This window comes from Virgibacillus ndiopensis (assembly GCF_900187325.1).
Classification (GTDB): Bacteria; Bacillota; Bacilli; order Bacillales; family Amphibacillaceae; genus Virgibacillus_E; species Virgibacillus_E ndiopensis.
On sequence record NZ_FZMZ01000004.1, the window covers coordinates 445,469 to 458,311 of the forward strand.

Annotated in this window: 21 protein-coding genes; 1 reads left to right on the forward strand and 20 read right to left on the reverse strand. The window is 35.6% G+C overall.

The genetic code is table 11. The features are described from left to right. Nucleotides 1-10 precede the first annotated feature (10 nt). The 18 genes from CS937_RS04505 to CS937_RS04595 form a co-directional block, all read right to left on the reverse strand. Entirely contained in the window at nt 11-220 is a 210-nt protein-coding gene (locus CS937_RS04505; RefSeq protein ID WP_099157269.1) for a hypothetical protein, read from the reverse strand. Then, entirely contained in the window at nt 217-549 is a 333-nt protein-coding gene (gene gpG / locus CS937_RS04510; protein WP_099157270.1) for a phage tail assembly chaperone G, read from the reverse strand. Before gpG ends, CS937_RS04505 begins: the two co-directional genes overlap by 4 nt. Before the next feature lie 3 nt (nt 550-552). Then, entirely contained in the window at nt 553-1,197 is a 645-nt protein-coding gene (locus CS937_RS04515) for a major tail protein (protein ID WP_099157271.1), read from the reverse strand. Nucleotides 1,198-1,229: 32 nt separating this feature from the next. Continuing rightward, nucleotides 1,230-1,562, reverse strand: a complete 333-nt coding sequence (locus CS937_RS04520) for a hypothetical protein (protein WP_099157272.1) — start codon at nt 1,560-1,562, stop codon at nt 1,230-1,232. After that, nucleotides 1,559-1,957 carry an HK97-gp10 family putative phage morphogenesis protein gene (locus tag CS937_RS04525; RefSeq protein ID WP_099157273.1) on the reverse strand — a complete coding sequence of 133 codons (399 nt, stop codon included), beginning with the start codon at nt 1,955-1,957 and terminating at the stop codon, nt 1,559-1,561. Before CS937_RS04525 ends, CS937_RS04520 begins: the two co-directional genes overlap by 4 nt. After that, on the reverse strand, nt 1,958-2,299 hold the full coding sequence (locus tag CS937_RS04530) for a phage head closure protein (RefSeq protein WP_245835691.1): 342 nt from the start codon (nt 2,297-2,299) through the stop codon (nt 1,958-1,960). Continuing rightward, nucleotides 2,296-2,604, reverse strand: coding sequence for a head-tail connector protein (locus CS937_RS04535; RefSeq protein ID WP_099157274.1), 309 nt, complete (start codon nt 2,602-2,604; stop codon nt 2,296-2,298). Before CS937_RS04535 ends, CS937_RS04530 begins: the two co-directional genes overlap by 4 nt. A gap of 34 nt (nt 2,605-2,638) precedes the next feature. Further along, nucleotides 2,639-2,968, reverse strand: coding sequence for a hypothetical protein (locus CS937_RS04540; protein ID WP_099157275.1), 330 nt, complete (start codon nt 2,966-2,968; stop codon nt 2,639-2,641). A 32-nt stretch (nt 2,969-3,000) separates the two neighbouring features. Further along, nucleotides 3,001-4,197 (reverse strand): phage major capsid protein, encoded by a 1,197-nt coding sequence (locus tag CS937_RS04545; protein WP_099157785.1) that lies wholly within the window; start codon nt 4,195-4,197, stop codon nt 3,001-3,003. Nucleotides 4,198-4,320: 123 nt separating this feature from the next. Continuing rightward, nucleotides 4,321-5,046: a head maturation protease, ClpP-related gene (locus CS937_RS04550; RefSeq protein ID WP_099157786.1), complete on the reverse strand. Its 726-nt coding sequence runs from the start codon at nt 5,044-5,046 to the stop codon at nt 4,321-4,323. 58 nt (nt 5,047-5,104) lie between these two features. Then, entirely contained in the window at nt 5,105-6,358 is a 1,254-nt protein-coding gene (locus CS937_RS04555; RefSeq protein ID WP_245835693.1) for a phage portal protein, read from the reverse strand. A 15-nt stretch (nt 6,359-6,373) separates the two neighbouring features. Continuing rightward, entirely contained in the window at nt 6,374-6,580 is a 207-nt protein-coding gene (locus tag CS937_RS04560) for a hypothetical protein (protein ID WP_099157276.1), read from the reverse strand. A gap of 12 nt (nt 6,581-6,592) precedes the next feature. After that, on the reverse strand, nt 6,593-8,290 hold the full coding sequence (locus CS937_RS04565; protein WP_099157277.1) for a terminase large subunit: 1,698 nt from the start codon (nt 8,288-8,290) through the stop codon (nt 6,593-6,595). Beyond that, the gene (locus tag CS937_RS04570; protein ID WP_099157278.1) at nt 8,287-8,808 is read right to left on the reverse strand and encodes a phage terminase small subunit P27 family; all 522 of its coding nucleotides are present in this window, start codon (nt 8,806-8,808) and stop codon (nt 8,287-8,289) included. The genes CS937_RS04565 and CS937_RS04570 overlap by 4 nt, the downstream gene beginning before the upstream one ends. Nucleotides 8,809-8,951: 143 nt before the next feature. Then, nucleotides 8,952-9,305 carry an HNH endonuclease gene (locus CS937_RS04575; RefSeq protein ID WP_099157279.1) on the reverse strand — a complete coding sequence of 118 codons (354 nt, stop codon included), beginning with the start codon at nt 9,303-9,305 and terminating at the stop codon, nt 8,952-8,954. After that, nucleotides 9,292-9,564: a hypothetical protein gene (locus CS937_RS04580; RefSeq protein WP_099157280.1), complete on the reverse strand. Its 273-nt coding sequence runs from the start codon at nt 9,562-9,564 to the stop codon at nt 9,292-9,294. Before CS937_RS04580 ends, CS937_RS04575 begins: the two co-directional genes overlap by 14 nt. 391 nt (nt 9,565-9,955) lie before the next feature. Beyond that, entirely contained in the window at nt 9,956-10,348 is a 393-nt protein-coding gene (locus CS937_RS04590) for a hypothetical protein (RefSeq protein ID WP_099157282.1), read from the reverse strand. Between the two features lie 133 nt (nt 10,349-10,481). Next, a complete protein-coding gene (locus CS937_RS04595; RefSeq protein WP_099157283.1) occupies nt 10,482-11,006 on the reverse strand; it encodes a hypothetical protein in 525 nt (174 codons plus the stop codon). A gap of 116 nt (nt 11,007-11,122) precedes the next feature. On the opposite strand from CS937_RS04595, the gene CS937_RS04600 reads away from it, so the two are divergent. Beyond that, complete coding sequence (locus CS937_RS04600; protein ID WP_099157284.1) at nt 11,123-11,350, forward strand: hypothetical protein; 228 nt, start codon at nt 11,123-11,125, stop codon at nt 11,348-11,350. Nucleotides 11,351-11,470: 120 nt separating this feature from the next. Here CS937_RS04600 and CS937_RS04605 read toward each other — a convergent pair whose 3' ends face one another. Next, entirely contained in the window at nt 11,471-12,565 is a 1,095-nt protein-coding gene (locus CS937_RS04605; protein WP_099157285.1) for a PIN domain-containing protein, read from the reverse strand. Nucleotides 12,566-12,586: 21 nt separating this feature from the next. Beyond that, nucleotides 12,587-12,781, reverse strand: a complete 195-nt coding sequence (locus tag CS937_RS04610) for a hypothetical protein (RefSeq protein ID WP_099157286.1) — start codon at nt 12,779-12,781, stop codon at nt 12,587-12,589. Nucleotides 12,782-12,843: the final 62 nt, after the last annotated feature.

Consider the following 12,843-nt stretch of genomic DNA (forward strand, 5'->3'; position numbering starts at 1 on the left):
ATCCACCTCCCTACCATATGTCACTGAGGTACTGATCACGTTCAGATTCACTATCTTCACCTAATAATTCATAAAAAAAGTGGACATCTAACTGATCAATTTCAGCCATCGTCCACTCTCTGCCTTTTACCACTTGACCGTTTGCTAAGGGTGTAGGTTCAGGAAACATTAGTTTTTTGTATAAACGTTTAAGGGAAGTGTACAGCTCTTCGGCTGTCACTCCCCTGTTTGGTTTCCCTCATCTTCCTCTTTTTTCTCTTTACTTTTTTTCGGTTTAATTCCGTACACTGCTTCAGCTAACTTTTCCTTTGCATACTCGCTACTTACGCCTTTGTATAATTGATCTAAAGTGAATTTCCCTTCGAAGATGATGTCTGGCAAGATAGAATACATGGCATCATCTTCTTCAAGTATCTCTTGGGCAGTTGGTGTTTCCTCTCGTTTCTCGATGTCTGCCTGTATTTCTAAATACTTCCGTTTTGCCAACATCGGTACAAATGGTACGGTAAATGTTTTCTTTTCGCCTTCAATATACAATTCAATATTCATACATTACACCGTAGGAGCCCAGTTTTTATCGATAACTTCGTTAAACCATTCATCAAAAATGGCTGTTTCTGTAATTGTAGGGTCTTGATCCCACATTTTATATTTTTCTGATTTGTCATGAAGGCGTGGAATTGACTCACCAGATAAGTTAGGTGTTTGGTAAGTTGGCGTTTCTTGTTGCGTTTGTTTATTTTCTTCGGCTGGCGCAAGTTTGACTCGATGGATCCAAAAGTACTCATATCCACCACGAGCACTTAGAGCACGTCCTCCGATAGCGATATACGGGGCATCATCGTCTCCGCTGTCTGTGATACCGCCATTAGCATCAATTTCTTTTCCTAAAACGTCAGCTTCTACTTCTTTTTCAAGATACGCTGTATTTAAAGTAACTGCAGTTGGACCCTTTGCTGAGTCAGAAAATAATACCCCGTCATCTGCTCGTAAATTGCCTCGGTTGACAGCTGGTGCTAAGTTTAATGCCATTGCTGGACCAAGTGGCTTTACTTCACCGTAGGTGGTAGATGTTTTATCTTCTGAATCGATTACCGCGTAATGTAGATCGCTTAGACCTTTTATAGCCATACTTACTGAAAGTACATTTTTATTTGTACGTAGTGAAAGTAGCGCTTGTTCTAAAATTTTTTCCAATTTTGTTTTCCTCCTCAAATTAAAATAGCAACCTACTGAATGTCGGTTGCATAACTAAATCGAATTATCTTCCTGTATTTCTGCATGTCTTTTTCGTATGACTCCGATTGAAATATACGTCCAAAACCTGCTTGCTTCATAGCTTGTTTAACTTGTTTTACGAGATTCGTAAAATCACCATTTGAGAATACATCTACCTGAACAAAATCCCTCGTTGAAACTTCATCATCATTAGCATTCAACATGGACGACTCATTATACTCCGTAAAAATGATATATTCATCTGCTGAATTATCGCTAGTCATAGGAGATACAGGAACATTTAAAGGACTTAATGTGTCCATAATAAGTTTATTTTGACTCACATTCCCATCTCCTTTCGTAGTTCCTCAACATAAATATCTAGTATTTCTCCCTTCGTCATTTCAAAAGCGACGGAAGCAAAGGGCTTAGGAGGTATAAATCGACCTGCTCGTACGTTGTAATAGCCAAATTCATGCATATATAAGTAGAAACCTGGTTGTTTTACGCCGCCCTCAGTACCAACGTATACCACACCCTTTTTAGGGTCAGTTCGTATAATGGACTCTTGTGCCTCACCGCTTTTTTCATGCAAACCGTGTTGATATACTTCCTGCTTCATGCGTTCTCGCAATACATCTCCTGCTCTTTTTAGTGCCCTGTTACGAGTTCTTGCAGAAACAGTTTCCAACAATTCAACCTCTCGAATCAAATCGTCAATGCCTTCAAATTCAAGCATTTAATTAACCGCCCTTGCATAGACAGTCATGGTAGTATTCAGACCATCATCGTTTTCAATAGATTCAATTTGATGAGTTTTACCTTTCCAAACCAATTCTAGTTTTTCAGGTCTAACGCCATCATCAAGTTTTTGTTGATAGCGAATCGTAAACTCACGATTATGCTCCAAGTTCTCACTTGCTGCAGCATAAAATGAATTACCTTTTAACGTTTTCAGCTTTGCCCAGGCGTTACAATAGAAAATAGGTTCATTAATTGGAAATCCGTTTTCATTTTGACCGCCTGCAGGTTGTTGGAATGTCAATCGTTGTTTTAGTTCTCCTGGATTGATCGGCTTCATGTCATATCACCTGCTGGATAACAGTATCTTAATTGCCGGGCAATGCTATCAAATGAATGTGGAATCTCATATGAGTTATTACCAATTCTAGATACTTCTCGGTTATCATTCCAATGTTGTACAAGTAAAGCGCAAGCTTGGTCATATTGTTCTTTCATGTCCCCGTTTGTTTCATCAATGGGCCCCACTTCATTTTTAATGTAGACTTTTGCCCTGTTATAAAACTGTTCTAAATCAGCATCGTCTATTTCATCAACTCGGAGATACCTTTTTAAGCTTTCTAATTCTTCAGTAGTGAGTGCCATAACTTCACCTCTTTAAAAGTAAAAGAGAGCGATATTATTCGCCCTCTGGTGGTTCATCAAACGCAGCTAAAAGCTCCTCGATGTATTCCGTAACACCTTTTCGATTTTTGTTTTCCATTTCCTCAGCTAGTAAAGCATTCAATGTTTCTTGATCTAAACCTTCAACAGCATTTTTTGTTTCTTCAACATTACCAGCTAACCTGGGATCTCCTTCCGGTTGCTTTTCCTCAACCACTTCACCTAAATAACCTAAACGTTGTAACTCCTTTACACGTGCTTCATTTGCTTCAAATTCTTTATTTGCAGCATATCTCTTTTTATCATTTTCCTTATCTTTAAACGCTTTAATTACTTTTGCTTTCATTTGAAAATCCCTCATTTCGAATTATTTTTTTATTAAGCTTCTGGCGTAATATCGATTTGACCGTAAACAACAGCTTCTGGATCCCAATCACCAACATCCTCACGTTCGATTGCACGAAATTCAGTAGTATTTGTTCTCCATGAGTTCCCGCCAACTTTCGTCATTTCAACAGACATTTGTTGACGGTCCCAAAGAACGATAGCCTCTTTTAAATCCCCAACAATAAATGGTGCCATTGAAGTACCTGCAGTAACATCCACAACAGTAGCAATCGTTTTATTGGAAAGAACTACAATTTGACGACCAGATAACAATTTACGTGTTGGGTCTTGTGGATCTTCTTGAAGAAGTGGTTTTCCGTTATTATCTTCCAGTTGATCAAGGTAGTTGAAACCATCTTGGTTAGTAAAGATTTTTGCAACCTGTGCATGTGCTGGATCCAAGTCCACGTTAATTGCAGTTTTAATTCCTTTATAATCAGCAAATGTCTTTTTAGTTAGTGCGTTTAATACTGCAAGAATTAAGCTGTTACGTGTTGCTTTTGATTTCTTAGCTAACCATTTCCGTAAATACGACTCTAGAGCTTGGTCAGTGTCAGCAAGTAAATCATTTGGAACAGGTAAGAATCCCGCATAATCTTCAATCGCATATTCTAATCGGTCAAATTTCGGAGAATTAATTTCAGCCATTGCATTCGGATCACCGTATTCAGATAACGGAGCAAACGGTGTAGAATCCGCACGGCGTTCAAGTGTACGAGCACCTTTATTTGTCTTAACGGGTTCAACTGTTACATATTGTTCAAGGTTATCAACTGTGTTTTTCAATTCGTTGATTGTAGTTGTAATGTCTTCAGGAACAATATATCCCCCATCTTCACCTGTCCCCTCAGAAAGAGCTGCTTTAAATTCACTAAGAGTAGACATTTCATCTTCGTTTAATTTGTGTCCACGTAAAGCCTTGAAGAATACAGCTTTATATTCTGATTTTTGCTTAGGTTCTTGTGGCTCACCTGGTAATTGACCGCCATTGTTATTCGGTTCCGGGATAATCCCTAAACCTTGAAAATCCGCTTGCAATGCAAGGAAATCGTCTAGACTTTTCTTTGCTGCTTTCGCTTCTTCAAGTTTAGATTTTGCCTCTTCGTGTTTACCTTCATCCATTAATGCTTGTGCTGCATCTTTCAAATCAGATGCATTTTGACGTAGCTCTTGCTCCCGCTTTGTCATGCCTGCTGATCCGTCCATTTTTATAGAAAGAACATTTTTATTAGTTAGTAGATTGTACATTGCATTACTTAATACATTCTTCAATTCGTTTTCCTCCTTGTTTTTAAACATAAAAAATAGACCTTACAATTCTAATAGGTCCAGTTCGTTTTGAAATTTAATTTTGTCGTATTCGTCTTCATTTGCTTCAGGTTTTGGTATTTCTGGTGGTTGCCCTCCTTTCGTTTCACCCGCTTGCGCCAATAATTTCTGTGGTGTTTTATTGTATTTGTTTAATAAATCGCTGGCACAAGCTGCGATGTTTTTAGATTCGATCACCTCCACGTTGAAGTATTTGGCTGCTTCTTCACCAGTCAGCCATGTTTCTTCTTCCATCATCTGTTTAATGGTTTCGATATCCACACCTTCTTGCAAATTAGCTTTATAGATATCTACTAGACCAGATTCAATTGTATCTAGGTCTTCAGCAAGTTTTCTAAAATCACTAGCGTTGCCAATCGCAATCGTAAGTGGCTTATGAATCATTAAAAATGAATTAGATGGCATAAATACCTTATTGGCAGCAAACGGAATAACCGATGCCATTGAAGCTCCCACTCCGTCAATGTATGCCGTTTTATATGCTTTATTTCGTTTTAACATATTGTAAATACCCAAACCTGCAAAAACTGAACCGCCTGGGCTATTCACATATATATTCAATGTTTCCAGTCCTTCAACACTTTCAAGGACCTCTTTGACATCATCCGGCATAACATCTGATTCGTCCCACTTCCAATCGGTGTTGTCTACAATCTCACCATAAATATAAAGGTCAGCAGATTTATCGGTGAGGTTTTTAACAGTCATCAATTGACCGTTATTGGATTGAATTGGTGTGACACTATTCACTACTGGATATTGAAATTTAGTCCTCTTGATTTCCCTCACCTCCTTTCGTTACTCCTGCCTTAGCAAGTTGATAATCATCCGCAATATCAATAGAAACGTGATTTAGATCTACTCTATGCTTATCTCCACCTTCTATCGCGTTTCTTTCTTCCAGTTCTCTTACTTCGTTAATCGAATATGCCCCTACATCAAGCATTGTTTTATAAAATTCAGCTTGTGTTTTCTTATCAGCACGCAACAAACTTTCAAGATTAAACTTTAAATAATACCGCCTTTGTTCTGAATCGGAAAGGGATTTATATCCGAATTCTTCCTCGTACTGTTTCAGATTCGGGCTCAACGTGTTTTGGATAAATGAAATATTTTCATGTTCAATATTTGAATGGGTTGCACGGTCCAACTCTCCAACCATATGCGGTGGTATATCAAACATAGTTGCTATTTCACTTTTATCAAATTTCATTGTTTCTATGAATTGTGCATCCTTTAACGGCATAGTAATACTTTGAAATTCTAACCCTGCATCTAATATGGCAATTCGCTGAGCATTATCTATTCCTGTGTTTGCCTTTTCCCATTCATCCCGAACAACTTTTTTCGCATCAGGATTTAACATGCCTGGTATCTTCAAAAATCCATTATTAGCTGCACCGTGTTTGTAAAACTTTCCTTTAAACTTTTGGGCAGCCTGCGAACTTCCGATAGTCTCACGTGCCGTCTGAATTGGCGGTTTACCTTTCAATCCGTCTGTAGAAAGTGCGGTAAGATGAATAATGTCTCCTTCACCAATTTTCACATTTTGACCATTTGGTAATGTGGTAAAATACCACAATAGATTAGTGTCAACATCAACATATGGCTCGGTAACTGCTGGATTTAATAACCACAGTTCTTTTGGTCTGCCATCAGCACCCCAATTAATGTTGACGTATGCATTACCCCAGGTATTACGGTGTACTTCGCATAAATGTTTAAACTTAAAAGGGCTTTGGTATGGATTTGGCCTTGTTTCTAGTAACTTGGATAGAATATGTTTCTTTTCCCGTTCTCTACCATTTGCAGATCGTCTAAACATTTGAAATGGAAGCATAGCAATTGCATTCGCTTTTATATTCACACATCGATACACAGTAGGTACTGATAGAGCCGAATTAACTGTTACCTTCTCGCCGCTTGATGCTTCATAACCAAACATCTTCATAAACCAAGGTGCTGGGTCTTTTAAATCAGTTGTTTCTGCTTTAGGGGCTAAAGCATTTTTAAATATCAATGTTTATCACCTCCTTCACCTCCTAGCAATGATAATCCCAATAAAAATAAGCATTGCTGCAAGTACATAATTCCCTGCCAGTATATTTGCATCTATAACCGTAATGAGATACGTATTAACAATTCCTAATGTAATTCCTGTAAAAATTAAAAAATCCTCCAACCATTTGGTGAAGAATGTTGTAAAAAATACGATTATAAAATTTTTAATTGCTTTTGCCATTTACTCACCGCCCTACATTGTCCAATTGTTTAAAAAGTGATTGCTTAAATCCTGCGCACCTCCGCTCATTGCTCTACTAAACGCGTTAATTACTGCTGCCGCAGGATCAATTCTTTCCACTGATTTTTCCTTGTCTAACATAATATTTTCTTGTGCATCCATTTTGGTTATAGCGTTACTTAATGCCCAATGCAGTAAAGGATCTCCAAAATGTTGTACATCTTTTCGATAAGCACCGCTTCTAAGCTCTTTAGTGGGGAATGACAAATGACGTAACATCTGTGGAATCTCTACCATGGTAAAACCGTGATTCTCCAAAATTTGAACTAGATGTGTAGCGTTCCATTTATCATAATCAATCTCAATAATGTTGTAGCCTTCATCACGCATATCCAATAAATGCTGTTCAACATAACTATAATCAACCACACTTCCAGGAGTAGTCGTCAAATATCCTTGGTCTCTCCATATATCAAAGCGTACATTATCCGTGTTGATTCTCTCCTGTAGCCTATCCTCGGGCATAAATGAATGTTGCTTTACTATAAACTTCCTATTTGGTAACTGAAAGACTTTGCCTATACTTGTTAAGTCAGTAGTACTTGATAAATCGAGTCCCACATATACAGGATAAGATATTAGATTCATGGGTTTAATAATTGCTGTTTTCCATTTTCCCATTTTCATATATCCCTGTGGCTTGGCATCTATCCAGACATCCATATTTTTAGTCAAAAAACTGCGCATTTTTTCTGGTTGTTCGAGAGCTACCTTTAATTCTGACCGTATGGCGGTCATCCCCTCGTCATACGTAGCTACAATAGGATTTGCCTTAATCCAATTCGATTCATCTTTTATATCATCAATCAGATTACCTTCATCGTCTTTATCCAATTCGCAAATAATTGCAAAATACTCATCGTTTTCTTGTGGCAAATCAGGATCTAAAATCTTACTTACGTATTCATACTCTTTAAAACATGGTAACGATAAATCAAATCCCGCAGTAGTGATTATGAACATTAACGGTTCTTTACGTGCAACCATACCTGAGGCAAGTACGTCATATATTTCACTGGTATCGTGCCTATGGTATTCATCAACAATCCCTACAGATGGATTTTTACCGTCTCCGCTTTTCCTTGCTTCTTTAGAAAGTGGTATGATTACTGAATTATTCCTATGAATTTCTATTTTGCTATATGCTTCTTTCCATTTCCCGTCTAGCAACTCACTTGTGTTTATACCAGAACGAATTGCCTCATATACTTCTTCTGATTGTTCTTTTAACCAACCAGCTATGAATACACGTTGTTTCTCATCACCGAAGAATGTAATAAATCCAGATATTATTGCCAAGAACTGTGACTTAGCATTTTTACGACCTAGCTGTATATATACTTTTCTAATTTTGCGGGCATCGTTCTTTTTCTTTTTGAAACACAATATGTTAACAGCCAAAAATAACTGAAAATCTACTAATTCAATAGGTTGTCCAGCGAGCACACCCTCAACATGCTTAAACTCATGAGCAAACCAATAAAAGTCGTCAAGTGTTTCTTCATCAAAATAAAAAAGACTGTCGCCATTTTGACACTCTTTGTAATCACGTAAAAATCGCTTAACGGCCCATATATGTTTTTTACCAGCTTTTATATTGCCTGCTAATATTTTATCGCAATAATCAAAAACACGATCAAGAAACGTCATAACCTTCCACCAAATCTTTTCTCTGCTTCAGTTTGAGGCTTTTTATCAGCATCCGTTTTTGGAATAACCAATTTCAAACGAGATGTAATGGATAGACCAAGATCACTTGCTGCAGCTCTGCACTCGTTGAAAAGTGTATTTTTCGCCCGCATTAATTTTGGATAATCATCATTGGCAAACGTTTTGCTCTTACCCTCATCTGTCTTAACTGTTATAGTTGCTTTGATTTTCTTCAAATCTTTTATAAGTTTAATGTATTGATCTCTCGAATCAATGTATCTCGCCAATCCATCCACATCCAGATTACTAAAAATATTTAACCTGATTAGTTCAGCAGAAATATTCTCGAATTCATCTTTTTGTTTTTTTGTTAAGTAGCTAGGGGCAACGATGTTATCCGTAAATCCCTTCATCGCTTCTTCTTGTTCATGGCGTTCTTTTGCAACCTTTTTTGTAATGTGTTTCGAGCGTCCTTTTCCCTCGATAACCGATAGCGGTTGCTTGTTTCGTCCAGCCATCCTTACACCTCCTTTCAAAAAATTATCAAAAACGGGTTTTTATGTGCGCTTGAGGGAGCGTCGCTCACTAAATTGTGTCTAAAAAAGAAACAATTAGGGGGGTATCTTTCCCTTTATCTGAATTGTTCCAGGTTTAAACACAATTATGATTTATGAATTTGATTGTGACAGAAGTGGCAAAGGCTCTCTAGGTTATCTAAATCCAATCGCTTCGACCAATCCTCTTTAACTTCTATCTTATGATGGACCATCTGTGCTGGTCTAAGTATCTTGTGTCGCTTACATCGTTGGCATAGATGGTTGTCCCTCTCCATTGCTAATGCCCTTGCTTTTCTCCATGCAACAGTTTTATAGAACCCATCTGTTTTAGGATCCCGTTTGTACTTGTTGTAATCACTGTTTAATTCTTGCTTACTCTTATAGTGTGTTTCGCAGTAAGCATTACGGGTTAAGTTATTGCAACCTACTTCAGCACATGGTCTCTTAGCCTTGTTCATTGGTTATCTCCTGCTTTAGCTCGGTCATACGTTCATTAACTAACTCCATCATTCTAATTCGGACACTTCTATTACGATGTCCAGTTAATCTGCGTATCTTCTTCTGAAGTTGTCTCACTTTAGGATCCGTAACAAAACAGGTGTATCGTTTATTGCAGTGCTCACAAACAAAGTACGTATGCTTAATTCCTCTGGATAATTGTTCTTCTTTATACTTTATATCTGTGATGTAGTTGCAGTTATCACATAGTCCTGTCATGAGTTGTCACCCCCCATGATTAACACGCTCCTTAATATTTTTGTATATAAAATAAACAAGGCACCAATTTAGGCACCTTGTCCGTCTTTTCTTAGCAATGATGTTTTCTTTTCTTCTTTTTAGGTTTCTTCTTTTTGTCGCATGGATCGTAAATTTTAACTTTATATTCACAACAACAGCAACAACATCTACACTTGCAACAGTATCCGTGGTCACTATACGACATAGTTTACACCTCCTGTTACAATATTCTATTTGTGAAAAATGTTATTGAAACGGCAACAATCTTAAGAGATTCGTATACTTTTGTATATAAAAAAGACACTCGAAAGAGTGCCTAAATCTTAATAAAAAAATATAAAAAGAGGAGTTAAAAACCCCTCTTTCGTTATTATTGTACTGTAAAGGTATTAGAAACATTTAAAAAATCACCAGTTGGATAGAACCAAATTTTAATAATATAGTCGTTACTTGTATCCCATGATGAGTCAGTTTTAATGGATCCTTCGAAGTCACCGTTTGCATCTGTATAGACTACTGTTTCAGTAACGTATTCTCCAAGATAAGGATCTCCTTTGATAACCTCTAACTTTAATTGAGCACCTGGTGGATAAGTATCAGAGTTACCACTAATATAGATAGTTTCACCTTTTTGATACACTTCTTTATCAGTAGATGTATATGTTGCAGCTGACACAGAACTACTCATTACAAATAAAGATAACACCAAGGCAATGGTAAATGTGAAATAAAAGCCTTTGCTTTTGTTCAATATTTGCATCATACTTTCACCTCCTTATTTACTACATTTCGACAAAAAGGATATATTTTCCTTTATTTTTTACAAAATTATTTATAAATGGGTAAATAGAACTAATACATATAAAAAAGACACCTTATTGAGATGTCTTGATTTACTAATAATCTATATTATCTAATTTCGCTTTAATTATTGGATATATTTGAGTAAAGTAATCAATGACGTGTTGAACATTTAATCTATCACCTATTAAATAATCATTTCCTTCCACTCTTATGGAGGTACCGTCAGTAATAAAATCGTTGCCTACTGCTTTATGAAAATTCTTTTGCTTATGCCCTTTTCCTTTGTAGTAAGAAATATCATGTTCGTTCATATTTCTTACATCTCTTAGATCTGGAAATTTATCATCTAACGTCTTTAAAATTTCTTTTAATTCCATGTCAACGTCAGCTAATTCTATCAACCAATCTCTCGCTTTTGCAGCAGAAATCAAGAAAAAGTGTCGATGCATAAAGGTTTGGTCATATATATCTTGTCCGTATTCCAATGAATGCTTGAAAAGATTATTCATATAATCCATATTCCTATCATGTAATTTCATTATAGAATTACCCTCACTTATGGTACTTTTAATCCAGATTCTAGTATGATTTAAACAAACAAATTGATCTAAAATCATACTTTCCACCTCCCATCTATCTACTCAATTCGACAGACAGGAAAATTCTCCTGCTATACTAACAGGAATTAACAAGATTAATATCGAATATAGTAGAAAAGGAGGTGGATTGATCAATGGCTGAAAACATAAAAGTAAAACCTACGCCTATCCAGAGAAATCCTCTAGATGTTGCAATGGAACTTACTAAGATATACATTGAGAAAGGTTTCCAAACGGAACCAGAGAATCTAGAAGATATTTACTCAAGATTTTATGCTGTAGCTGCTACGTTACACCATAAGCATCCTGATTATCTAAAAAAATTAGTTCCAGACGAATTACTATCTAAGATTAAAAAATAAGTGAAAGGAATAAAAGGCACCCATCAGATAATGAGTGCCTTTTGTCAATTCTCTATTAATACTATAGTAACTTATTAAATTGTAAATGCTCTGCTTTTATTCTGCCATTTATCTGCCATTTTAAAAAGGTATTGATTCTGAATAATCAACAGAAACCTGAGTAGGTTTAAAGGTTGGTCTTTCCAATTCTAAATTGTTAACTTCTAAATTTTCATCTGTTTCAATATTACAGCCTACCTGAAAATATCCTGTTCTTGATCCCAAATGAAAATATTCCTCATCTCCAAGTTCGTATAATGGGTTTCTTTCATAAAACTCCATATTAATTTCAAAAAATATCCTTCCGTAAAAAATTAAACTATCGTCAATCACCTCGGACATATCAATCTCGAAATGAGTTAATGTTCCACCAAATGCTTCTAGATAGGTGTAATCAAATATTCCGGTGAATAACTGGCTAGGGTTTACGTAATTCTCCGCAAAGTAACTGATTTCATAATAAATTATATCAAAATAATCTTTTTCAAGTGTTCCTTTTAATCTATTCTGAATTACATTTAAATCTTGCATAGATAACCAAGATTCTTTTTCATGTGATTTCTTAAGTAACTTCAGATACTCGATATTTTCAAAGAGATTCTTTGCGGACAAATAAATAGTAAACGCATCTGAATCTTTCAATAAATCTGGATGCACTTTTGTTTTATCATTAGGATCAGAAAAATCCTTAATATTATTCGTGATAAAAATAGCATCTTTTATGTCATTTTTCTTTACATATTCGACATATGATAACCAAATGATCGCATCTCTAAATTCCTCCTTATTTTTACTAAATGGTTTTATTCTCTTAATAGACCTATTTACAAGCTCAGGCATTAATTTGTTATTAGTCTTAATAATTTTTATAGTTTCTTTATCAATTAATCCTTGATAGTAATCAGTTAAACTCTTCTGATGAAAAGACGCATCATTTTTTGGTTCAATATTATCACTCATTTTAATTAGGTTATTTAATTCTGAATTCACTTTACTTATTTTACTATAGAGTTCATTCATTAATTTCGAGTGATTGTTTAAAATTTCTTGTAATACAACTTCAGACAAATATATATTAACTTCATATTTTTTTGCTAATGTAAGCAATAATTTATTATTAATTGATTTAAAAAATGGATCTGTATAAAGCATATTGGAATCAATAAATATGTCCATCTTCTATCCCCACCACTTTTATTAATTTATTTCAAACAAATCATCTTTTATGTTATATCTAACTATCATATTCATTCCATTTTCGAACCAGAGATATATGCTCATTTTTCCTTCCGGCCTATAATCATTTACATATGAAGCCAAGTGAGAGTGCTTATTGCAAAACCTTTCATAAATATCCCCATGAGTTATTATTTCGTTATTATCTATATTCATCAAATACCCCCCTACTTATTTATCTAAATTTTAACTACCCAATTAATGTAATTAATTACCCA